Source organism: Streptomyces sp. NBC_00820 (assembly GCF_036347055.1).
Taxonomy (GTDB): domain Bacteria; phylum Actinomycetota; class Actinomycetes; order Streptomycetales; family Streptomycetaceae; genus Streptomyces.
In genome coordinates this window covers 6,226,712-6,249,982 of the sequence record NZ_CP108882.1, presented here as the reverse complement: position 1 = coordinate 6,249,982, position 23,271 = coordinate 6,226,712, and the positions used below count along the sequence as shown (strand labels likewise).

The window sequence follows — 23,271 nt, the reverse complement described above, 5'->3', positions numbered from 1 at the left end:
GGCTCAGCTGCCGGTGGGGGTACCGCGGTGACGCAGTGCGGCGCGGCGGGCGCCGGCTCGACGGCGGGCCGACTGGACGGCCTCGGGCTCGGCGCCGCTCTCCTCGTCGAGCCAGCGGCCGAGGGAGGAGATGTCACGGAAACTGAAGAGATCGGGCACGCGGACGCGGCGGTCGAATCGCCGGGTCATCAGCCTGGCCAGCCGGATGAGCAGCAGCGAGTCACCGCCGAGGTCGTAGAAGGCGGCCCGGACGTCGATGCTCGCGGGTTCGAGGCCGAGCAGCTGGCCCCATATCTCGGACAGCGCCACCTCGGTCGGCGTGCCGGCGGCCGTCAAGGTCCCCGCGACGGCGGTGTCGGTGGCCGGCGGCTCGGGGAGCGCGGCGCGGTCGAGCTTCCCGCCGGGCCCCAGCGGAAGGGCGGCGAGGAACACGATCGTCGCCGGCACCATGTAGTCGGGCAGCTCGGCGGCGAGCTTGCCGGTGATGGCGCCCTGTCGTCCGGCGTCCGGCCACGCGCCGCCTCGCGGGTGGTCGTCGCCCTCGGGCACGACGTAGCCGACGAGCCTGTTGCCCTGCACGGCGGCGGCGGCTTCCCTGACCTCGGGGCAGCCGGTCAGCCGGGCCTCGACCTCTTCCAGTTCGATGCGGTATCCACGGAGCTTGACCTGGTGGTCGACGCGGCCGCCGAACTGGAGCTCGCCGTCGGCGGTGAACTTGACGACGTCACCGGTGCGGTACATGCGTTCGCCGTCCAGGAACGGGTCGGGCACGAACCGTTCGGCCGTGGTGCGCGGCCGGTTGACGTAGCCGTGGGCGAGGCCGGCGCCGCCGAGGTAGAGCTCACCGAACTCGCCTGCGGGTAGTCGCCTCAGGTTCTCGTCGAGCACGTACACACGGGCGCCGGTCGACGGCGTGCCGATCGTCGGTTCGTCGGCCGAGTCCCGCGGCACCAGCCCGAACGAGCAGAAGACGGTCCCCTCGGTGGGGCCGTAGGCGTTGAAGACCCGGTCGGCGCCGGTCTCCCGGTACGCCCGGTCCACGAGCTTGCGCCGCAGTGCCTCACCGCCGAACACGATCGTGCGAACCTTCGGGGGGAGGACGTCGGCGTCGAGCAGGCCGTTCATCACCGACGGTACGACGTTGAGGTGGGTGATCCTGTCGATGTGGCGGCTCTCCGGCAGGTGGGCGGCGCTCTCCACCAGCACGACGGCGCCGCCGCGGCACAGCGCGGCGAAGATCTCCATCACGGACATGTCGAAGCAGACCGAGCTCGCCGCCGACACACCGCTCAGGTCGCAGCCCTCGAAGATCCGGTCCATCTCGGCCAGCATGGCGACGCAGCCGCTGTGCCGGACGGCCACGCCCTTCGGCGTGCCGGTGGATCCCGACGTGTAGATGACGTACGCGGTGTCGCCGGGCACGACCGGCGCGGGCTTCGCGCCGGGCTCGGTCGTCACGGTCTCGCCCAGCACGACCACGGTCGGACCGGCCGGGCAGTGGGCCCGTGACGCGGGCGTGGTCAGCAGCAGGCGGGTCCCGCTGTCGCGGACCATGAAGTCCAGGCGGTCCGCCGGGTAGCCGGGGTCGAGCGGTACGTAGCAGGAGCCTGCGCGCAGGGCGGCCAGGATGCCGACGATCAAGTCGGGCGTGCGCTCGACGCAGATGCCGACCGGGACACCGGGGCCGGCGCCTTCGGCGACGAGCCGTTCGGCCAGCACGCGGGACCGCTCGTTCAGCTCGTCGTAGGTCAGGACGCCGGCGTCGGAGTAGACCGCGGGCGCGCCGGGGTTCTTGGCCGCCTGTTCGACGAACTCGGAGTGCAGGGTCTCGGTCACTGGTCCGTCTCCTCGGAAAGGCCGCTCGGCGCGATGTCCTGCAGTGCCAGGCCGGGTTGGGCGATCGAGTCGAAGAGCACGGTGCGGTAGAGCGCGAGCAGTGCCGTCACGGTCTGCCTTTCCAGGTAGCTCGGCTTGTACTGGACGTGGCCGACCACCTCGCCGTCGATGTCGGCCATCGATATCTCCAGGTCGAACTTGGCCAGGTGCCTGCGGACCTGGAGCGGTTCGAGCGGCAGGGCGGCATCGGGCGCGATGGTGTCGCCGATGCCGTGGAAGAGCTTGACGGACCGGGAGAACGCCTCCGAGGAGAGCCAGTTGACCACCACGTCGAACCACGGTGAGCGGCCCTCGGCCCTGGGCGGCTTCAGGGCGGACGCCAGCAGGTCGAGGGGGTAGTTCATGTGCTCGAGCAGGCCGAGCGAGAAGGCGTGGACCTCACCCAGCAGGTCCCGGAAGCTGCGGTCCCCGGCCGGTTTCGCCCTCACCAGCACCGTGTTCAGGTAGTAGCCGATGGCGGATTCCCAGCCGGGTTCGGCGCGTTGGGCGATGGCGGTGGCCAGTACGGAGTCCTCGGCTGCGGCCGCGCGGTTGAGCGTGGCGAAGAAACCGGCCAGCACGACGGTGCTGACCGACACGCCCTCGCGCACCGCGAACTCCTTCAGCAGCCGGGTCTCTTCGGCGTTCCAGCGGAACGTGAGGTCGCGGCCCTCGTAGGTGACGCCGGGAGGGCGCACCTTTGCGGACAGGTCGAGGTGGGCGGGCGGGTCGGCCAGCTTCTCCGACCACCAGGCCAGTGCCGTGTCGGCCGCCGGGCCGGCCAGCCATTGCCGTTCCCACTCGACGAACTCCGTGTAGGGCGGGACCGGCGCGCTGTCGGCGGGGTCGGCGCCCTCGTAGTACTCCTGGAGTTCGCGGATCATCACGTCTGCCGACGCCGCGTCCGACGCGATGTGGTGCACGAGCACCAGCAGGTAGTGATCCGCCGGTCCGCGCGCCATCAGCACCACGCGGACGAGCGGCCCGTTGTCCAGGTCGAGCGGGAGGTGACCGTATGCGGCCAGGTCCTCTCGGGCCTGTTCGTCGTCGCGGTCCGTGCTGTCCACCACGACGAACTCGTACTCCGGTTCGTCCAGGACGACCTGGTACGGGCGGCCGCCGGCCTCGACGAAGACGGTGCGCAGCGCGGGATGCCGCTCCACCACGGCCCGTACGGCGCGGTCGAGGGCCTTCTCGTCGACCGCGGTCCGGATGCGGGCGGCCACCATGAAGTTGTAGGGGACGGCGTCCGGCGCGACCATCTGCATGAACCACAGCGAGGCCTGGCCGTGCGAGGCCGGCGCCAGTTCGAGACCGAGACCGTCGGCGCCCAGCTGGTCGAGCGCCGGTTCGTCGGTGGGGTCCAGCAGGCCGCGCGCGGCCAGTTCGTCCAGCAGCTCCTCCGCGTCCAGCTCGGACAGGTCGTCGAGGAACGTCGGGGTGGGCTCGGCCCTGGGCGCCGGTGCGGCGGCCGCCTTCGGCGGTGCCTGCGGTGTCCGGTCCGGCGTGGCCTCCGTGGCCGGCGGCGCCGCCGCGGAGGCGGGGGCCGGCCCGCCGACGACCTCGACGATGTGGGCGACGACCTCGGACGTGTTCCGGCCGTCCAGGAAGACCACCGGCGACACGCGCTGTCCGAACAGCGACTGCAGCCTGTTGACGAGGCGGATCGCCAGCATCGAGTCAAGGCCGAAGTCGCGCGGGCCGGTGCCTTCGCCGAGGGTGCTCGCCGGCACGCCCAGCACGTCGGCGATCTCGCCGAGGACGACTTCCGCCAGTGGCCTGTTCCCCGCGGTCCCGGCTGCGGGCTCGGCGGAGGGCTCGGCCGCGGTCCCGGCCACGGGCTCGGCCACGGTTCCGGTGGCCGGTGCCGGTGCCGGTGCCGGCGCGACGCGGGGGCGAGGGTCGGTGTCCAGCCAGTGCCGGTCCTTCTGCCACTGGACGAGCGGGGTCTCCACGACCTCGACGTCATCGGCGAACAACGAATCGAGGACCAGGGGGAGGCCCCTGACGTACAACGACGCCACGGCCCCCAGCAGACAGCGGACGTCGCTCTCGTCACGCCGCAGGGAGTTGATCGCGTGTACCTGGGCACCGCGGGTCAGCGCGATCTCCTCGACCGCGCCGCGCAGCGTCTCGTGCGGGCCGATCTCGACGAAGGTGCCGATCCCGTCGTCGACCAGCGCGCCGATGGTCTCCGCGAAGCGGACCTGGTTGCGGAGGTTGTGCACCCAGTAGTCGACGTCGGCGACCGGGTTCACCGTGTCGGCCAGTGCCGTGGAGCGGAACTCGATGGTGTTCGCCAGGGGGGTGATGCCGTCGATGCTCTCGCGCAGCGGCTGGACGAGCGGATCCATGCCGGGGCTGTGCACCGGCCGTTCGACCCGGATCCTTCTGGTGGAGATCCCGTCCCCGCGGAGGTCGGCCTCCAGGGCGCCGACGGCCTCGGGTGAGCCGGACACCGCGGCGCTGGTGGGGCTGTTGACCACGGCGACGGCCGCCTGCCCGGCGTACGGGGCGAGCCATGGCCGCAGTTCCTCCTCCGGAAGGTCGACGGAGATCATGGCTCCGGGGGCCGCCTTGTGTTCGAGCAGGTGCGACCGGGCGACCACGACGCGGGCGGCGTCGTCCAGCGACAGCGCGCCGGCGACGCACGCGGCCGCGGCCTCGCCCAGGCTGTGCCCGACGACGGCGGTCGGCTGGATGCCGAGTTCGAGCCAGACCTTCGCCAGCGAGACCTGCAGGGCGAACAGAACAGGCTGCTGGACGTCCATCTCCTCGAACCTGGCCTGGTCGGCGGGGGCGGCGAGCGCGTCGAGCACCGAGCAGCCGCCGGCCCTGCGCACGGCGGCGTCGCAGGCGTGCATCGACGTGCGGAAACCGGTGTGCGAGCGCATGAGCTCCCGGCCCATTCCGACCCACTGGGTTCCACCGCCGGAGAACACCAGCGCCACCCGCCGGTCGCCGTTGCCCGCGCCCGCGCCCGCGCCCGCGCCCGTGACGACATCGGGGTGCGGCTGACCGGCCGCGACCCGGGCGAGTCCGTCCAGGACTTCCTGACGGTTGCGGGCGAACAGCGCTATCCGCCGGCTGTGGTGGGTACGCCTGGTCGCGAGCGTGTAGGCAAGGTCGGAAACCCGCAGGCCGGCGTCTCGTTCGACATGGTTGGACAGCTCACGGCAGGTGTCGGCCAGGGCAGCCGGCGTGCGCGCCGTGACGGGGACGAGGTGCACCTGTCCGTCGGCAGCGACGTCGCCTCCCCCCGGGGTGACGTGTCGTCCCCGGTCACCCGCGATGAACGGGCTCGGGGCGACGGAGAGGCCGGCGGTGTACAGCGCGCCGAGCGAACCGAGCAGGGTCGAGGCTTCGTCGGCGCCACGACGGAGCGACGGCAGGGTGGTCGCCGTGAGGATCTCCGACACGGACTTGAGCAGCACGGGGTGCGGACTGATCTCGATCACCGCGTCGATGTCGTGGTCGCGCAGGTTCGTCAGGGCGTCGACCATCCGGATCTCCTGGCGCAGGTTGTCCGCCCAGTAGTCCGGTCCCAGCTCCGCGCCGTCGACGAGTGCGCCGGTGACCGTCGAGATCATCGGGATGCGCGTGGTGCGGGGCCTGATGTCGGCGAGTTCGGCCCGAAGCGGGGCGAGGACGTGGTCGACCAGCGGCGAGTGCGGTGCGTGTCCCATCCGTACCCGGTGGCTCGTGACGCCGTCGTCGGTGAGCCGCTGGATCAGTTCGTCGATCTCCTGCGGTGTGCCGGTGACCAGGGTGGAGTTCAGGCCGTTGCGGCCGGAGACGGTGAGCCGGCCGGTCAGGTACTGCCTGACGGCGTCCGTACCGGCCATGACCACGATGCCCTCGCCGTGTCCGACGGCCAGCTGCTGGAGGAGCCGGCCATGGTGCGCGGCCAGGCGGGAGGCGTCCTCGAAGTCGAGTGCGCCGGCGATGTACGAGGCGGCGAACTCCCCCACGCTCTGTCCCACGACGACGTCCGGCTCCACCCCCAGCGAGCGCCACGTGTCGGCCAGCGCGACCTGCAGGGAGAACAGCAGCGGCTGGAAGACGTCCATGTCGTCGATACGGCCGTCTGGCGCCAGCAGTTGGTCGACGAGCGAGAAGCCCAGCAGCTCCCGCATCCGCCTGTCGGACTTCATCATGGACCGGCGGAACACGGGCGTACCGGCGAGGAGTTGCCTGCCCATGCCCAGCCACTGCGAGCCGTTGCCCGAGAACAGGAACGACACCCGCGGCTTGCGTTCGGTGGCCTCCCCGACGCTCAGCGCGGGGTCCGGCGCTCCGGTGCGGAAGGCTTCCAGCCGTGCCCTGAGTTCGGTCATGTCGCGAGCGGTGGCGGCGAGCCGGAACCTGCCGTCGCCGGGTGTCCGGCCGCAGACCGTCCGCAGGTCGTTCTCCTCTCGCAGCGCCAAGGCCTTGTCGGCCAGCGCTTCTTGGGAGTCCGCGGCCAGCAGGAGGAGTGCGCTCTCGGGGCGTGGCAGTTCCTCGACGGCGACGTGACAGATCGCGCCGCCGAACCCGAACGAGCTGACGCCACCGCGGCGCGCGTCGGACCGGCGCGGCCACGCCGTCAGCCGGTCCTGGACGGTGAGGTTGTACTCGTCGAACATGATCTGCGGATTGGGCGCGGTGTAGTGCAGGCTCGGCGGAAGCACGCCGTTGCGCATCGACAGCGCGAGTTTGACCAGGCCGACGATGCCGGCTGCCGCTTCCAGGTGCCCGACGTTGGACTTGACGGAGCCGAGCCGCAGCGGCTGTGCGCGGTCGCCGCCCAGGACCGCGCCGATGGCATTGGCCTCGATCGGGTCGCCGAGGGGCGTCGCGGAGCCGTGGCACTCGATGTAGTCCACGAGGGAGGGGTCGATGCCGGCCCGCTGGTACGCGGTGCGGAGCATCTTCTCCTGCGCCTGGGGGTTCGGCGCGGTCATGCCGTTGCTCAGGCCGTCGTTGTTGGACGAGCTGCCCTTGATCAGGCAGTACACCGGAAGGTCACGTTCGAGCGCCACGCTCAGCGGGGCGAGCACGACGACCCCGGCACCCTCACCACGGACGTAGCCGTCGGCACGGGCGTCGAACGACTTGCAGCGGCCGTCCGGGGCGAGCGCGCCCATCGCGTCCATCGCGGTGTAGTAGTCGGAGACGAAGCTCAGGTTCACACCACCGGCCAGCACCAGCTCGCTCTCGCCCATCCAGATGGACTGGCATCCCACGTGCACCGAGACCAGCGATCCGGCGCAGGCGGCGTCGATGGCCATGCTCGGGCCCTGCAGGCCGAGGATGTAGGAGACGCGGTTGGCGATGATGCCGTCGTGCATGCCCGTCGCGGTGTGCGGGGTGATCTGGCTGTCGGGACCGCGGTAGTGGGCCAGAGCGGCGTAGTCGCCCCAGCAGGAGGCCATGAACACACCGGTGTCGCTGCCGACGAGGCTGTGGGGCGCGACACCCGCGTCCTCCAGCGCCTCCCAGGCCAGCTCCAGAACGAGTCGCTGCTGGGGGTCCATCTGGACGGCTTCGCGGGGTGAGATGCCGAAGAAGAGCGGGTCGAACCGGTCGATGCCGTCGATGAACCCGCCCCACCGCACCTTGTCGTTCAGAAGGTCGCGTCGCCCCGCCGGCACCGGGCCGACGGCGTCGCGGCCCTCGACCAGCAGTCGCCAGAACGAGGACGGATCCGGTCCTCCGGGGAACCGGCAGCCGATGCCCACGATCGCGACGGGCTCGTACGACGCCGTACGACGGGCGTTGACCGGGGCCGCGGTCCGCGCGGTACGAGGACCGTCGGCAAGCGCACGGGACAGCTCGTCGATGGTCGGATACTGCCACATCCAGGTGACCGGGACTTTCCAGCCGAGGAATTCGGACAGTGCGGCGGCAAGGGCGGACAGATTCGCCGAGTCCAGGCCGTACTGGTGCATCGGCGTCCAGCGATCCACAGCGTCCTTGGACAAGTCCATCAGCTCAACGACATGAGAGATCAGAAACTCTGTTATGGCATACGAATCCTGTGCTGCATGCCGTTGGGGCATTGGGGCTCCTCAGCAGGACGGAAGGAAACGGCTGACAGAGCTCGGGCCGGAATGATCAAGACCTCGAAAACCCGCCGAGCCGTGCAACGACAGCTGACTCGGGAAGCTGTGGCGCACATGCGGCCGATCCCGTCGGAACGGCCAGGGCCAATGAATCTCGAAATGGCGGGTCAGCACTCGACAAACCGGCCATGAGGAAGTTTTGTGAAACGGACTTCGCTTCGCTGCGGCGACTGCTACGGGAGAGCCGGGCGTCAGGAATCCCTCTCAGGGGCGAAGGGGCTCAGGTCTCGCTGCGCAGGCCACACCGTCACGGACGCGCGAGCCTGGCTCTGGAAAGACTGTCACCTGCACCGCGACCTCGACCCCCCGCTAAGTCATCTTGGCTGGAACCGATTGCGTCTGCTCCGGCCAGGTCGGAAATCATGTGGACCGACGTGGCCGTATTACGAGGCACTTGCGCGACGACTTCAGACTGCCACTCCGTCCATGGTGAAACAAGTGTGACCGGTGAGTCAGGAGGTGTACTGGCGTGATTTACCCCCCGCTTGACTGGTTCACTCGCCTCTCGGACGACGGTCGGCCCGTATCGACACCCATAAACGTCGCCCTCGGTGAAAGTCGGCGATTCCCTTCCTTCCTGCGGCATACGAGCAGAAGGGCCGGTCTGGACAGTGGGCGAGCGGCACTGCAAGCTGCTCGGCATGAGAATCATGAACGACGAGTCGACGCCGGCCGATGCCCGTGTCCTGATAATGGGTACGGGACGGATAAAACTCGCCACAACACGACGGAAGCCCACGGGCGGTGGGGGCTCCGCCCGATTACGGCTCGGCCGCCCCCTCCTTCGGGCAGCCGCCCTCGGCCCGGCACGTGACGGCGGGCCGCCCGGCCCGCGGCCGCAGGGCGCCGAGCGCCCCGGGAGGCCCGCATGACCAGTACGGAGGTGATGTCACGGCAGCGGCCGGGACTGGCACTCGGGGTGCTGGCCGGGGCGCTCGCCCTGGACGTGAGCGGTCTCGGGGTGCTCAATGCCGCCCTGCCGTCCGTCGGAGCGCGTTTCGACCTGGAGGACACCGCGCTCCAGTGGGTCATGGTCGCCTACGCCGTGACGTTCGCCGGCTTCCTGCTGGTGGGCGGGCGCCTGGCCGATGTGCTCGGCCGTCGGCGGGTGTTCGAGTTCGGTGTCGCCGTGTTCACGGGTGCCGCTCTGGTCGGAGCCGTGGCCCCGGACACCTGGGTGCTCCTCGGTGCGCGGGCGGTTCAGGGCATCGGCGCCGCCCTGTCGGGCCCGGCCGCGCTGGCCCTGTTGACCGAGGTGTTTCCGGCGGGCCCGGTCCGCAACCGGGCACTGAGTGTGTACGCGGCGGTCGGCGCGGCGAGCTTCAGCGGCGGGGTGCTGCTGGGCGGGGTGCTGACTCAGTTCCTCGGCTGGCGGTCGGTGCTGTGGTTCTCGGTGGTGGTGGGAGTGACCGTGCTGTCCGCCACGCGCGCCGGACTGCCCGGCGGTGAAGGGCGCGGTGGCCGGCTGGACCTGCCCGGTGCGGTCTCGGGCACGATCAGTCTCATCCTGCTGGTCGTGGGCGCGAGCACTGGCGGCGCGTCGGCATGGGCTTCGTTCTGCGGCGCGGCGGTGTTCCTGCTGCTCTTCGTCGCGCGCGAGCACCGCACCGCCGACCCGGTGCTCCCTCTCGGCCTCTTCCGGGTCTCGTCGGTACGGGCGGCGAGCCTGGCCGCGTTCCTCCAGTACATGGGCTCGGTCGGGATGCTGTTCTTCGCGCCGCTGTATCTGCAGGGGATGCTGAAGTACTCGCCGTTCGAGTCCGGTCTCGCGCTGGTGCCGATGTCCGCGGGTGTGTTCCTCACCGCCAACTTCGTCACCGGACGCCTGCTCGCCACGTACGCGCCGCGCACGCTGATGGCTGTCGGACTCGTCCTGATCGGCGGCGGAACGGCGCTGTGGATGAGCACACCGCACCACGGCAGCTACCTGCTGCACGTGCTGCCCGGCCTGGTGATCAGCGGCATCGGCCAGGGACTGAACTTCCCCTCGATGACGTCCGCCGGACTCACCGGCGTCGAGCCGGAACGGCACGCGGTCGCCGGTGCGGTGAACGTCGTGGCACAGCAGATCGGTGCCAGCGTCGGCGTGGCGGTCATGGTCCTGGTCGCGGCGACCAGCGACGACCAGCTCACCGGCTACCACCTCGCCTACCTCGCGGCCGGCATCGCCTGTGCGCTCGGAGCGGTGGTCGTCGCCATGACGGATCGCCGGGCGGCCACGGCCTGAGGAACCCTCACGCGCCGGCGGCTCACCGCAGGGCCTGGCCAGGGGTCAGGCCCTGCGGCCTGTCAGGCCTTTCGCTCCTGCCGGTCCGACGGCACTCTGCGGCGCAGGGCGAGGGTCAACAACAGCCAGCAGACGGCCATGCCCGCGGTGGTCAGGGTGCCGACCGCGGTCCAGTCCCAGCCCTCCACGCCCATGGTGTAGAGCGGCGGGCCCAGGAGTGAGCCCAGGCTGCCGCCCTGCGTGACGATGCCGTTGGCGAGGGCGAGCTCGTCGGGCGAGTCGACGAGCCGTGGGACCAGGGCGAGGATCATGCCGACGAGGATGCCGTTGACGGCGGAGATCACCACGGCACCGGCCACGAACAGCCCGGCGGCGCCGCCCGGCCGGAAGGCCGCCCACGCGGCGGCCACGGTGAGCACGGAGCAGAGCAGGACCGGACGGCTGTCGGGGTTGCGGTGCAGCAGCCAGCCGATCAGCAGGCCGCCGCCGACGCTCACCAGGGAGATGAGGCCGGCCGTGGCTCCCGCGTCCGAGGCGCTGTGCCCCAGCTCCTTCTCCAGATAGGTCGGCAGCAGGGAGAAGATGGCCACCGTCACCAGCGAGGCCATGCAGAAACCGAGAGCCAGCAGGACGACCGGGCCGGTGTGCCGCAGCCGCTGCCGCGCGCGCTCGCGTTGCCGGGGCAGCCGCCCGGCCGCCGCCCGCGCCGTGGCGCCGTCGGCCCCGGCCGCCCCGGTGCCGGCCGGGGCCGAGCCCACGCGGGTGACACTGAGGACGAGGGCCGGGAGCGCGGTGATCGCGGCGACGACGAGCATCCAGCCGCGCCAGCCGAACGCCGTGCCCGCCACCCCGCCGAGAGCCGTGCTCAGGGCCAGACCGACGGGCACGAAGGTGCCCCACAGCGCGAGTGCCCGGGAGGTGTCGGCCGGGGCGCACAGCCGAACGACGAGCGTGGGGCAGGCGATGACCACCATGAGGTAGCCGACCCCCTCCACCACGCGGATCAGCAGCAGGGTCCCGAAGCCGGCCGCCAGGGCCTCGACCGCGGCCGCCGCCGCCACCGCCCAGGCGCCGGCCACCAGGACCTTACGGGTCGACATCCGGCCGAGCCGTAACCCGAGCGGGGTGCCGAGCAGCGCGGACACCGCGGTGACGGTCGATATCACCCAGCCCAGGGCGCCGAGCCCGATGCCCAGATCGTGCCGGAGGGAGTCGGTGGCGACGGAGAACTTCCCGAGGCCCATGGCCGCGGTGACACCTGTGGCGTACACCAGGAACAGGGACGGCCAGTTGGTGGTGAGCACGGCCGGCGGGCGGCGCTCACCCGGCCTGCCCTCGGCCTCCTGTATCTCCGATGTCACGGGATGGCTCCTTCCTGGGCGGTCGCGCACGTCGTCGTGGCGCCGTTCACTCGCAGGGCGTGCATCGTGATGCCGTCCGCGGCCAGTGCCCGGCTGATCTCCGGCTCCCCGTAGGAGGCGAGCCCGGCGTCGGTCAGAATCTGCAGATCGGTGGAGTGCAGGGGGAGTTCGCCGATCCGTGCCTGGCGTACGGCGCCCACGTTGTGGCCCTGGAAGTCGTCGGAGACCCGGTGGACGCCCTCCGCGAGGAAGGCGAACATGTGCAGGTGGTAACGCCCCTCGGCCCACTTCCCGGTGAACTCGTAGACGGCGAACGGCGCGCAGGAGGTCACCCGGCAGCCGGTCTCCTCCTCCGCCTCACGGATCGCGGCGGCCATGGCGGACTCCCCGGGTTCGATCCCGCCGCCCGGCAGCAGCCAGTTGCCGGCGTACGGCCCCTTGAGCTGGTGCACGAAGGTGACGGTGCCGTGCGGGCCGGGCAGCACCATCAGGGACGCGGGCAGGATGCGGGAGAAACGGTCGGTCACAGGTTCCCTCAACGGTCTCGTGATCAGTACTCGACGGGGCGTCCGGTCGGTGGGATCACCAACGCGAGGCCCAGCCGCTCACCCTCGATCCTGCCCTTTCGGTAGTACGGCGCGCGATGGGTGACGAAGCCGTATGTGGCCAAAGCCTGTCCGACGTCGCGGAGATCGGGCCCGCACAGGACGAGTTTGGCGCGGACGTCGAACCGCATGGCCTCCCGCACCAGGTCCAGGTCGGGCGCGTCGGTCTCGATCAGGGCGACGAACTCCCCACGCGCCTTTACGGAGTAGCGCACCGACCTCACCGGCAGGCCCTGCCCGGTGAGATGGGCGTACATCAGGTACTCGTTCTGGAAACTCATCAGGGTGAGCCCCGACTCGGCGCCCGCGACGATGCTCGGCCAGGGAGCGCCGGAGCGAGCGGCCACACCCGTGACGTCCAGGACGTAGCCCTCCCGCTCCTCGACGTAGTAGCCCTTGAACTCGCCGAACGGGCCCTCCGTCTCCCGCACCGGGAGTACCCGACCGGTCAGCACGTGGGTGGCGTCGGCCGGGACGGGCGGGGCGCCGGTGACGGTGACGTCGTCGCGCAGCAGCCGTGAGGCGATCTGGTAGTCGTCGCCCTCGGCGGGCAGCCGGGAGGCCGCCACCACGGCGTGCACGGGGTTCGCGCCCAGGAACACCGACACCGGCATCGGCCTGCCCTGCGCGTGCCATGCCTGAAGGTTCCGGTGGGCATCGGTGCGCGGGTCCATGAAAACGCGGGCGCGGCGCGTGGAGACCGCCTGGACGCAGTAGAAGCCGAGGTTGGGCTCGGAACCGTCCGGGCGGGTCGTCACGCCGATGCCCGCGGTCACGTACCGCCCGCCGTCGCCGGGCCGGTGCCGGAGCACGGGCAGGTCGTCCAGGCCCTTCAGCTCCTCCAGCCCCGCGGGTGCGCCGTCCGGTTCCGGTGCCGGGCGCACGCGATGCGGCGGACCGGCCAGCCGGGTGGCCATGTCGGACAGTCGGGTGTGCTCGTCCACTCCGAGCGCCGCGAGCAGCACCGCACGCGGGTAGGGGTGGCCGAGCACCCGGGTCCCCGGCCGGTCCACGATCCGGGTGAACACGGTGGTGGGCCGGGCCCCGTGCCGCCGTTCGAGGTCGGCCAGGGTGCGGGCCACCTCCACCTCGGCCCGCAGGGGCCGGTCACAGGCGTAGACGTCCACCGCGTCGTAGCAGGGGGGCAGCCCGGCCTCGGACGGGGCGACGCGGGTCAGGCCGCTGCTGGTGAAGTCGGGTGCGGGGGCATGTGTCACCTCGCCTCCCCGAGCGGGAAGGGACGCGTGCCCGCAGTGCGGCCCCAGCCCTGCTCCCAGGGGAAGACGACCCAGTCGTCGACGACCGCCGGGCAGTAGTCCGGCACGTAACCGGAGCGGTGGTTGCGCACCAGGGCCGCGAAGCGGACGTCCGTGTCGGTGACGCCCGCCGTGCGCAGATGCTCGCGCACCACGTCGGCGGTGGCGCCGGTGCCCACGATGTCGTCCACGACCAGGACGGCGGTACCGGGTTTCGGCACGGGGCCCTCCTGTTCGAGCAGCGGCGGGCGCTTGGCCGCGTACTGGCTGTCGTCGCGGGTGCGGCGCACCCGGACGAGGCTCATCTGCGGCACGTCGAGGGCGCACGTGAGATAGCTCGCGGCGAGCAGTCCGCCGCGGGCCACGCCGAGCACCACATCGGGGGTGAAGCCATCGGCGCGGACGGAGCGGGCGATGCTGTCCAGTGCGGTGCCCAGGTCGTGCCAGCTCAGTTCGTAAGCACCCTGCCGACTCCACATGCCGGGCCGTTCGCCGGCCGTCGCGGACTCTCCCGGCAGTTCCTGTCCCGTCATCCGCCCACCGCTTCCGTCACATGGTCGATCTCGATCTGCTCGGTACGGGAGCGCACGTGCGGGGTGTTCTCGGCCTGTCCCGCCGGGGTGACCCGGACGAACTCGGCCTTCTCGCGGAAGGCGTCGACGTCGGCGGCGCCCGAGTAGCTCAGCGCCGACTGGACTCCGCCGGTGAGCTGGCGCAGGGTCCGCTTCAGCGGCCCCGTGGCGGCGAAGGTGGCCTCCACGCCCTCGGGGACGTAGTCGTCGACCTCCTCCCGGGTGATCTTCTCGCCGGCCTCCCGGCGCAGCGTCAGTTCCATGCCGAGCGAGACGAATCCCCGGCTCACCTTGTACGGGACGCCGTCGCGCAGCACCGGCACGGCCTCGCTCTCGTCGGCCCCGGCGAGGAGGCTGCCGAGCATGACGGCCGCGGCCCCGGCCGCCAGCGCCTTGGCGATGTCTCCGGCGTGCCGGACACCGCCGTCGGCGATCACCCGCACGCCGTGCCGGGCGGCTTCCGCCGCGCAGTCCAGTACGGCGGTGAGCTGCGGCACGCCGGTGCCCGCCACCAGCCGGGTGGTGCACACTCCGCCCGGCCCGATGCCGACCTTGACGACGTCCGCACCGGCCTCGGCGAGATCGCGGACGCCCGCGGCGGTGGCCACGTTGCCGGCCACGAGCGGCACGGCGGGGTGGTCGCCGCGCAACCGCGTCACGGCCTCCAGAACCTGGTCGCTGTGGCCGTGCGCGACGTCGACCACGAGCAGGTCGGCGCCGTGCGCGACGAGTTGGCCGGCCCGCTCCCGCCAGTCCCCGGTCACGCCGACCGCGGCCCCGACGAACAGCCGTCCGCCGGTGTCCAGTGTGGGCCCCGCCTCCCGCTCTTCGGCGGTGGGCTCGTGGGCCTTGGCCCGGCGCAGCTGCTCGACCTGCTGCGCGGTCGTCTGCATCCGGTGCAGGATGCCCAGCCCGCCGTTGAGTGCCATGCCGACGGCCATCCGATCGCCGGTGCACCACTGGGTGTTGGCCGACACGACAGGAGTGCGCAGGCGCAGCCCGTGCAGCAGCTCACTGGTCAGATCGGCGTGCCGGCGGCTGCGCAGCGAGGTGCGCTGGGGTACCAGCAGCACGTCGTCGAAGCTGAGCCCGGTCCGGGGCTCGGTGGTGATACGCACGTGGTGTTCCGGTCCTCTCTGCGTCAGCCCCCGGGGTCACCGCGGGCCGGGTCCGGTGGTCGGCTGGAAGGCGAGGAACTCCGCGCGCGCCGCGGGGTCCTCGAAGGCTCCCCGCCAGGCGACGGTGGTCATCGTCGCCGGGGTGCGTATGCCGCGCATGGCCATGCACAGGTGCTCGCCCCGGCACAGCACGGCGACGTCCGGGGAAGCGGTGAACTTCTCGACGGCGTCGGCTATGTCGGAGGTGAGCCGCTCCTGCACCTGCAACCGGTGGGCGTGCTGGTGGGCGATCCGGGCGAACTTGCTGAGCCCCAGCACCTGTCCCCGCGGCCGGTAGGCGATCGTCACCCGGCAGGAGAACGGCAGGAGATGGTGTTCGCACAGGGACCACACCTCGATCCCGGAGACCGACACCGTGCCGGGGCTGCCGGCCGATGTGAACGCGGTCTCCACCGTGCCCGGGTCGTACTCGGCGAACTCCCGCCACCAACGGGCCCAGCGCGCCGGGGTGTCGAGCAGTCCCTCCCGCTCAGGGTCCTCGCCGATCTCCAGCAGCAGCTCCCGGGCGATGCGCTCCAGCGGGTCGGGCCGCCGTTCGCCGGTCCCCGCCATCGTCAGCACTGGTGCGGTCTCGGTGTTCTGAGTCATTCATACCCCCCGCTGGTTTCCCCAGACAGTCACGTGCAGCCTCCCGGTCAGATTCCACCGGCGGACGCCGACCGGGTCGGCCAGGGCGCGCAGCCCATCGGCGATCTCCTCCGGCGACTGGCCGCGTGGCATGATCCAAACGTTGTCCAGTGCGTGAGCGCGGACGACTTCCTCCACTTCGGCGAGGTCGTCGGGCGCCGCGCAGACGAACTTGAAACAGGTGCCCGGCAGCGCGCGCAACGCCGTGAGCGCGCCGGGAACGATGCGCCTGCTCTTTGCGACTCCCGAGTGGGCGAGTTTCGGTGACACGTTGAACCGGACACCGGTCGCCGCCCACTGTGGCGCGGGCACGACGGTTCCGTTGGTCTCGATCTCCACGTCCACACCGCCGGCCCTCAGGTTCTCGACCACAGGCAGCAGCCGCAGCTGCTGGCTGAGCGGTTCGCCGCCGGACACCACCACGAGAGGTGTGCCGTAGGCGAGCAACCGCTCGGTCACCTCCTCGACGGTCATCGGGTGCAGCTCCCGCGACGGCTGGTGGGCGACCCCGGACTCCGAACTCCCGGTCCAGTCCCAGGTGTACGGGGTGTCGCACCACGTACACGTCAGATTGCAGCCGCCGAGGCGCAGGAAGGCGCACGAACGGCCGGTGGAAGGTCCCTCGCCCTGGACGGTCAGGTGGGACCGAAGATTTCGTTGACGACGAGCTTCGGCCTGTTCATGTACCCCACCTCCTCCGGGTCGCTGCGGGCGGGTGCCGGCGGGTGCCGGTCACACCGCGGGCCTGTAGGTGGCCCAGGTCTTCGGTGTCTCCGACACCCTGACGGCGGTCAGTTCCGGATACTCCCCGGACCACTTGCCGTGCACCCAGCGCGCCAGGTTCTCCGCGGAGGGGTTGTCGTCCATGACGTCGTTGAGGTGCCGGTGGTCCAGTACGTCGTCGATCCACTTCTTCAGGGTGTCCAGGTCCCGGTAGTCACGCACGAAGCCCGCGCGGTTCACGTTCTCCTCGGCGCAGGACAGTTCCACGACCAGCACGTAGTTGTGTCCGTGCAGCCGGGTGCAGGGATGGTCGGAGGGCAGGTGGGCCAGCTGGTGGCTGGCGGAGAAATGGAATTCCTTGGTGATGGACAGCATCCGCTACTCCCTTGCGCCTGAGGTCGTCCGGTTCGACGAGCGGGCCGGCGGAGCCTGGGCGCCTGCGCGCCGGCCGGGCGCGGCCACCGCGCAGGCGGCCACCGCCAGCGTTCCGAGCAGGATGCACACACCCGGCCACGCCGTGCTGCCCGAGCCCGCGACGGCTGCCGCCACCAACGGGCCGAAACTCGCCAGCGTGGCGCCGAGTTGGTAGGTCACGGCGAGTGCGGAGTACCGGTACCGGGTGGGGAACAGCTCCACCAGATACGCGGCGAAGCCGCCGTAGACAGCCGCGTGCCCGATGCCCATCGCCACCGCGAAGACGAGCACGACGCGTACCAGGTCACCGGAGGTCAGCCAGCCGGGCGCCGGAACCGCCGTCAGCGCGCACACCGCGTAGCCGAACAGCAGGACCCTGCGGCGCCCGTAGCGGTCGGAGAGCGCGCCGAACACGGGCAGCATCGCCGCCTCCAGCAGCGCGCCGACCACGAGTCCGGTCATCAGCAGCGGCCGAGTGCCGGGGGTGTGGGAGGCATGCGCGACGAGGTAGACCGAGAACGTGCTGACGATCATCGCGAGACCCAGCGCCGCCAGCGCCCCGCGCACCGCGTGGCCCGGACGGTGCCGCAGCACCTCGGCGATCGGGACCCTCGCCGGCGCACCGCTGCGCCTCTCGCGCAGGAACTCGGGGCTCTCCGCCACCCCCAGCCGGACGTACATCCCGACGGCCACGAGCACGGCGGACGCGAGGAACGGCAGCCGCCAGCCCCATGTCATGAGTGCGTCGTCGGGCAGCAGGGACACCAGCGAGATCATCGCCGTGCTGCCGGCCAGACCCAGCGGAAAGCCGGCGGCCGGCAGGCTGCTGAACAGGGCACGGCGGCCGGGCGGTGCGTGCTCCGTCGTCATCAGGACGCCGCCGCCCCACTCGCCGCCGATGCCTATGCCCTGGACCACGCGCAGGGTGACGAGCAGCACGGGGGCCCACAGGCCGGCCTGTCCGTAGGTCGGCAGCACCCCGACCAGGAAGGTCGCCCCGCCCATCACCACCAGGGTCAGCACCAGCATCGACTTGCGGCCGACACGGTCGCCGAAGTGCCCGAACAGGGCGCCGCCGAGGGGGCGGGCGACGAACCCGGCGGCGTAGGTGGCGAAGGATGCGAGCGTGGCCGCGGCCGGCGACTGATGCGGGAAGAACAACGGGCCGAGGAGCAGCGTGGCCGCCGTCGAATAGAGGTAGAAGTCGTACCACTCGATGGCACTGCCGATGGTGCTCGCGGCGAGGACGCGCCGGGTCACGCCGGGGGGCGCGGTCCGTCCTGCCACGACGTGGCTCACGGAAGTCACGCCTGCCCCCTCGTCTCACCGGAGCGGGCGGGACGGGGCGGGACAGGGCGGTCGTACGGCTGAGGACGCGCGGGGCGGCGGACATGCGGCACGGTCATGGATTTCCTCGACGAGTCCATTCACTTCTGCCCGGGAGCGGACGAAAACGGCGGTGCCCGGCACGGGAATCCCCCGGTGGGGAATCCGGTTCGGTCACAGGTGGAGGCGGCTCGGAGTGCGATCGGTCTTCATGGTTACCCCGCCCGCATTCGTCCTGTCCAGCGGGCGGAATGAACATCCGGCCGGACCGAATGCACGGTTGCGCAACCGTCCGCGCGGCGGAACACTCGTCCGGACCTGTCGGAATCCGAAAGGAGGCGGGGGTGGAGAGCCACGTGCCCGATGCCGATGTGTGGACCACCGCGGACGGGGAGGACGTGGTGTGCCTGCGCCGTTGGAAGGGCACCTGGGCGAAGGACGATCCGCACGCCAACTTCAAGTCGGACGTGGTGGGTTACGGCCTGCTCGACCCGCTGCACACGGTGCGCGGCATGTCCCGCAACCTTGGCATTCCCACCGGAGCCGTCGTCCGGTACGTGCTCGCCCGGTGGGCCAGCGGCGGCAGCGGCGGTCTGCTGGAGATCGGGCCGGTGATGATCCACCGGCTGTGGGAGCCTGTCGCCCGGGCCGAGAGCGCGTGCACGGACGAGGAGCGCCTCGCCGCCTACCACCAGCTGCGGCAGATGCTGTCCTGGCTGAAGCTGCCCCTGGACGACCCCGAGATCTATCCCCCGCAGGCGGAGGACCGGGCCCCTGAGGCACCGGCCGCGGACTGAGCCCCCCGCTGCCCGCCCCTCGTTCAACCGGCGCGTGTTCCTCAGTCGAACACCGTCGCCCAGCAGCCGAGACCTATCGCAGAGCCCATCGGAGGCCGAGAACCCGTGCCCGAGCCGAGCCACTACGACCACATCGTCCTGGTGTCCGTCGACACGCTCCGCGCCGACGCGCTGTCCGCGCACCCCACGCCGCTGTGGCCGCACACGCACCCCGGCGTCCGCCCGGTCCGCACCACGCTGCTGGACGAGCTGGCCTCACGCGGCGCCTTCTTCCCCAACATGATCAGCGCGGCCCCCTACACGGCGGCTTCGCACGGGGCGATATTCACCGGCCAATACCCGCTGCACAACGGAATTCACGAATTCTACAACGGGTCGCTGAGGGCCCCCACGCTATTCACCTACGGGCGGCGGGACGGCCGGCGCACGGTGATGAAGGTGGACTTTCCCATTATTCTCGGCCCCGAACTCGGCTTCACCCGGAACATCGACACGTATCTCGTTGAACAGGACGACGAGTTCATCGAGGCCGTCGCCTCGTCGGACCGCACGGTGGCCCTCGCCCATTTCGGTGGCGTTCACCTCCCCTACGGTTTCCACAGCCTGACCTTCGGCGGCGACGCCTACCGGGAGAAGGTCGCCGAGCTGGAGGCCGGCCTGCCCGACGAACTGCCGTTCGTGGACCGGCTGGTGGAGACCTACCGGAAACCCGAGGACGCCGATCTGCTGGTCCGCTACAAGCGCGCCACCACGTATCTGCACCAACAGGGCGCCTACGACCGGCTGATGCAGCTGTATCTCGACGGGGTGGAGCACTTCCTGGCCACCCGGCTGACCGGCTTCGTGGACCGGCTCACCGAACGGGTGGCCGCCACGGGCAAACGGATGCTGCTCGTGCTGTTCGCCGACCATGGCGAGGAGTTCGACGCGCAGACCAACGGACACTTCAACTCGATGGCCGAGGGCGTGCTGCGGGTACCGCTGATCATCGTCGGCGACGGGGTCAGGCCGGGCACCCACACCCATCGCATCCGGACGGTCGACATCGCGCCCACCGTGCTGGACCTGAGCGGCGTCCCGGCCCCCGCCACCGGGGTCTTCGACGGGCGTTCGCTCGCCTCCGTGGTGCGCGGCGAGAGCGCCCTGGACGCGGACGCGCCCGCCCTCGCCGAGTCGTACAACGCCGAGCTGAACGATTTCATCGCCTTCCAGGAGAAGCAGTTGAGCGGCCGTGATCCGGGCCCGCTGCGGCACTTCCTGGTCGGCCACGCGGCCTATGCGGGGGACCGCAAGGTGGTGCGGATGGCCCGCCACTACTCCGAGGCCTTCCAGCGGGCGACGCCTTTCGACAGCGTCCGCGTGGAGAGGATCGGCGCGGACGGCGTGCCCCGGGCGGTGCCCGATGACGACGGCGTGGACCTGCTGACCCTGCTCGACGACTACCGCACCGCGCTGCGGGAGCCCGCACAGGTCCCCGCGACCGACGAGATCCGCGGCCAGCTCCGCGCCCTCGGCTACTCGGTCTGAGCCGGCGACCGGAGATCCGACGCGGTCCGGCGAGGCCTAGGGCCTCTCTTCCGGATCTTGCCGGGGTCGCGGGGTCTGGCAGAGAAGGCACCGCAGACCGGAGCCGGCCTGATCCGGAAGAAAGGCCCTAGCCGTCCCGGGCGGCCCGGACCGGACCCGGCCGAGCCCGGCGGCCCGAGAAGACCGAGCACGCGAGCACCCGAGCACCCGAGCACCCGAGCACCCGAGCGAGGAGAACGCCGTATGGACTGCGCGTCCCCTGCCAGCGCGCAGCCGCCCAGCACGCTGGGCGGACCCGGCTGGTCACGCCGCCTGGACAGTCATGCCGCGGAGAGCCGGGCGGGCCGGATCTGGGCCCGCTGCGGGTACCGCAGCGAGGTCGACCCACTGCGGGCCGTGCTGCTCGCCCGGCCGCCGGACAGCATGGGCGCGGTGACCGACCCCGGCGCCCAGCTGATGACCGGACGGGTCGACCTGGGGCGGCTGCGGGCGCAGACGGACGCGGTGGCCGACGCCTTCAGGGAGGAGGGCGTCACGGTCCATGTGACCGCGCCCCCGCCGGACACCCCACCCAATGTGATCTTCCTGCGTGATCTGTTCCTGGTCACCCCGGAGGGAGCGGTACTGGGGCGCACCGCGTCCGCGCAGCGGGCCGGTGAGGAGCGCCACGCGGCACTCGCGCTGGCCGAGGCCGGCGTCCCCATCCTGCACACCGTCCGCGGGACCGCGTCGTTCGAGGGAGCCGACGCCCTGTGGATCGACGAGGGGACGGTCCTCGTGGGCACCGGTTTCCGCACCGACCGGGCAGGGGGCGCCGCGCTGCGCCAGGTCCTCGCCGAGCAGCGGGCCGAGGTGCTGCCCGTGCCGCTCGGCCCCGGCGTGCAGCATCTGCTGGGCTCCCTGGTCCCCGTCGACGCACGGCGTGCCCTGCTGCACGGGGCGGCGGCGACGGACGAACTGCGCGCCGCACTCGCGGCCCGGGACTACGAGCTGCTGGAGTTCGAACCCGACGAGGAGGTCGTCGGCCGACGCAGCCTCAACGTGGTGACGCTGGCGCCGGGAAAGGTGCTGATGCCGGACGGCTGCCCGCGCACCCGGCGACGACTGGAGTCGGCCGGCATCGAGACGAAGGCCGTCGACGTCGGCGAGTACGTCCGGGCGGCCGGCGCCCTCGGCTGTCTGACCGGCATCCTGCACCGGTCGGCGTCCTCGTAGGGACCCGGCGCCCGACGCCTGACGCACCGGCAGAAACCGTGCCGCGCCGCCCGATAGCGGTGGAGCGTCACGGCGCGTGACGCTACGGTTGGGACCGGTGCACAGCCGCACAGCCGGTCGTACGGCCCCACCCTGCCCAGGTCGGAGAAAGCGAGTTCTCTGCGGTGACCCTGCAGCAGTCCTTAGGCGTCTTACGCACAACCGCGTTCAGAGGCTACTGGATCGGTCAGACGGCCTCCCGGTTCGGCAGCGGCCTGGTGCCTGTCACGACGGTCTTCGCCGTTCTGGACCTGACCGGTTCGGCCACCAGCGTGGGGCTCGTCCTGGCCGTGGGCACCGTCGCCGAGATCGCCGCTCTCCTGATCGGCGGCGTCTGGGCCGACCAGTTCCGCAGACGCACCGTGATGCTCGCCGCCGACGGGACGCGCGCCGTCAGCCAGACAGTGCTGGCACTGCTGCTGGCAAGCGGACACGCCACCATGACCCATCTGCTGGTCCTCACCGCCGTGCACGGCGCCGGTCAGGGTCTCTTCCGTCCCGCGGCGGCCGGCATCATCCCCGACCTCGTGCACCCCGACCAACTGCACCAGGCCAACTCCCTGAGCAACATCTCCAACTCGGCCGCCGGCATCGTCGGACCCGCCGTCGCGGGTCTGCTGGTCACGCACGTCGGCTTCGGCGTCGTCTTCCTCGCCGACGCCGCGACCTTCGTGGTGAGCGTCGTCTGTCTGCTGCTGATCCATCCGGCGGAGCGTCCCGCCAGGGAACGCCGGCCGTTCTTCACCGATCTGCGCGAGGGCTGGCTGGAGATCACCCGGCACAACTGGCTGTGGGTGCAGATGCTGTGGGACGCCTCCAACCTGTTCTTCGTCGTCGCCCCGCTCGTCGTCCTCGGTCCCCTCATCGCGCAGGAGTCCCTCGGCGGCGCCGCCGCCTGGGGCACGGTGCTCGCCTGCCTGCCCTTCGGCTCCGTGGTCGGTGGCCTGCTGGCACTGCGCTGGCAGCCGCGCCGCCCCCTGGTCGCGGCGGCTCTGATCCTCGCTCCCGGATACGCGGCGCCGGCCGCCGCGCTCGCCCTGGGAACGCCACTCGTCGTCGTCGCGGGCGCGGAGTTCCTCTCCGGGCTGGCCGTGACGATCGCGCTGACCAACTGGACCACCGCCCTCCAGCACCATGTGGCGCCCGACAAGCTGTCCCGGGTCAGTTCGAACGACATCCTTCTGTCGTCCGCGTTGCTACCGTTGGGCTACGCCGCTGCCGGCCCCGTCTCCGGCTCGATCGGAGCGACGGGCACGCTCTGGGTGTCCGTCGCCTGGACGCTCACCACCGCCCCGCTCGTCCTGTGCGTTCCCAGCATCCGCGGCCTGCGCTTCGTCCCACGGGACGAGTCCGGGCCCGTCCCCGTGCCGGTGACCGGCGGACAGGACCGGTCCGTCACGGACGGTCCCCCCTCCTGACGTCCCC

The 23,271-nt window shown here is 71.5% G+C and carries 16 protein-coding genes; 5 read left to right on the top strand and 11 right to left on the bottom strand.

What is annotated here, in order from left to right:
* Nucleotides 1-3: 3 nt before the first annotated feature.
* Entirely contained in the window at nucleotides 4-1,836 is a 1,833-nt protein-coding gene (locus OIB37_RS28105; RefSeq protein ID WP_330460399.1) for a non-ribosomal peptide synthetase, read from the bottom strand.
* Nucleotides 1,833-7,916 carry an acyltransferase domain-containing protein gene (locus OIB37_RS28100; protein ID WP_330460398.1) on the bottom strand — a complete coding sequence of 2,028 codons (6,084 nt, stop codon included), beginning with the start codon at nucleotides 7,914-7,916 and terminating at the stop codon, nucleotides 1,833-1,835. The genes OIB37_RS28105 and OIB37_RS28100 overlap by 4 nt, the downstream gene beginning before the upstream one ends.
* Before the next feature lie 931 nt (nucleotides 7,917-8,847).
* Here OIB37_RS28100 and OIB37_RS28095 point away from each other — a divergent pair.
* Nucleotides 8,848-10,206, top strand: a complete 1,359-nt coding sequence (locus OIB37_RS28095; protein WP_330460397.1) for an MFS transporter — start codon at nucleotides 8,848-8,850, stop codon at nucleotides 10,204-10,206.
* 62 nt (nucleotides 10,207-10,268) lie between these two features.
* Here OIB37_RS28095 and OIB37_RS28090 read toward each other — a convergent pair whose 3' ends face one another.
* From OIB37_RS28090 to OIB37_RS28050, 9 genes are all read right to left on the bottom strand, one after another.
* Nucleotides 10,269-11,567, bottom strand: coding sequence for an MFS transporter (locus OIB37_RS28090; protein WP_330460396.1), 1,299 nt, complete (start codon nucleotides 11,565-11,567; stop codon nucleotides 10,269-10,271).
* Nucleotides 11,564-12,094 carry an NUDIX hydrolase gene (locus OIB37_RS28085; RefSeq protein ID WP_330460395.1) on the bottom strand — a complete coding sequence of 177 codons (531 nt, stop codon included), beginning with the start codon at nucleotides 12,092-12,094 and terminating at the stop codon, nucleotides 11,564-11,566. Before OIB37_RS28085 ends, OIB37_RS28090 begins: the two co-directional genes overlap by 4 nt.
* 23 nt (nucleotides 12,095-12,117) lie before the next feature.
* On the bottom strand, nucleotides 12,118-13,389 hold the full coding sequence (locus OIB37_RS28080) for a UbiD family decarboxylase (protein ID WP_330460394.1): 1,272 nt from the start codon (nucleotides 13,387-13,389) through the stop codon (nucleotides 12,118-12,120).
* Entirely contained in the window at nucleotides 13,386-13,961 is a 576-nt protein-coding gene (locus tag OIB37_RS28075; RefSeq protein WP_330460393.1) for a phosphoribosyltransferase, read from the bottom strand. Before OIB37_RS28075 ends, OIB37_RS28080 begins: the two co-directional genes overlap by 4 nt.
* A complete protein-coding gene (guaB, locus tag OIB37_RS28070) occupies nucleotides 13,958-15,118 on the bottom strand; it encodes an IMP dehydrogenase (protein WP_330460392.1) in 1,161 nt (386 codons plus the stop codon). Before guaB ends, OIB37_RS28075 begins: the two co-directional genes overlap by 4 nt.
* A gap of 36 nt (nucleotides 15,119-15,154) precedes the next feature.
* The gene (gene folE, locus OIB37_RS28065) at nucleotides 15,155-15,766 is read right to left on the bottom strand and encodes a GTP cyclohydrolase I (RefSeq protein ID WP_330460391.1); all 612 of its coding nucleotides are present in this window, start codon (nucleotides 15,764-15,766) and stop codon (nucleotides 15,155-15,157) included.
* The gene (locus OIB37_RS28060; RefSeq protein WP_443058290.1) at nucleotides 15,767-16,396 is read right to left on the bottom strand and encodes a 7-carboxy-7-deazaguanine synthase QueE; all 630 of its coding nucleotides are present in this window, start codon (nucleotides 16,394-16,396) and stop codon (nucleotides 15,767-15,769) included.
* A gap of 141 nt (nucleotides 16,397-16,537) precedes the next feature.
* A complete protein-coding gene (locus OIB37_RS28055; RefSeq protein ID WP_330460390.1) occupies nucleotides 16,538-16,903 on the bottom strand; it encodes a 6-pyruvoyl trahydropterin synthase family protein in 366 nt (121 codons plus the stop codon).
* 3 nt (nucleotides 16,904-16,906) lie between these two features.
* Nucleotides 16,907-18,250, bottom strand: coding sequence for an MFS transporter (locus OIB37_RS28050; RefSeq protein WP_330460389.1), 1,344 nt, complete (start codon nucleotides 18,248-18,250; stop codon nucleotides 16,907-16,909).
* Nucleotides 18,251-18,612: 362 nt separating this feature from the next.
* Between OIB37_RS28050 and OIB37_RS28045 the strand changes: the two genes are divergently transcribed.
* From OIB37_RS28045 to OIB37_RS28030, 4 genes are all read left to right on the top strand, one after another.
* Complete coding sequence (locus OIB37_RS28045; protein ID WP_330460388.1) at nucleotides 18,613-19,065, top strand: DUF6027 family protein; 453 nt, start codon at nucleotides 18,613-18,615, stop codon at nucleotides 19,063-19,065.
* A gap of 105 nt (nucleotides 19,066-19,170) precedes the next feature.
* Nucleotides 19,171-20,592 (top strand): sulfatase-like hydrolase/transferase, encoded by a 1,422-nt coding sequence (locus OIB37_RS28040; RefSeq protein WP_330460387.1) that lies wholly within the window; start codon nucleotides 19,171-19,173, stop codon nucleotides 20,590-20,592.
* A gap of 243 nt (nucleotides 20,593-20,835) precedes the next feature.
* Nucleotides 20,836-21,807: a dimethylarginine dimethylaminohydrolase family protein gene (locus OIB37_RS28035; protein ID WP_330460386.1), complete on the top strand. Its 972-nt coding sequence runs from the start codon at nucleotides 20,836-20,838 to the stop codon at nucleotides 21,805-21,807.
* A 164-nt stretch (nucleotides 21,808-21,971) separates the two neighbouring features.
* Nucleotides 21,972-23,264: an MFS transporter gene (locus tag OIB37_RS28030; RefSeq protein ID WP_330460385.1), complete on the top strand. Its 1,293-nt coding sequence runs from the start codon at nucleotides 21,972-21,974 to the stop codon at nucleotides 23,262-23,264.
* Nucleotides 23,265-23,271 lie beyond the last annotated feature (7 nt).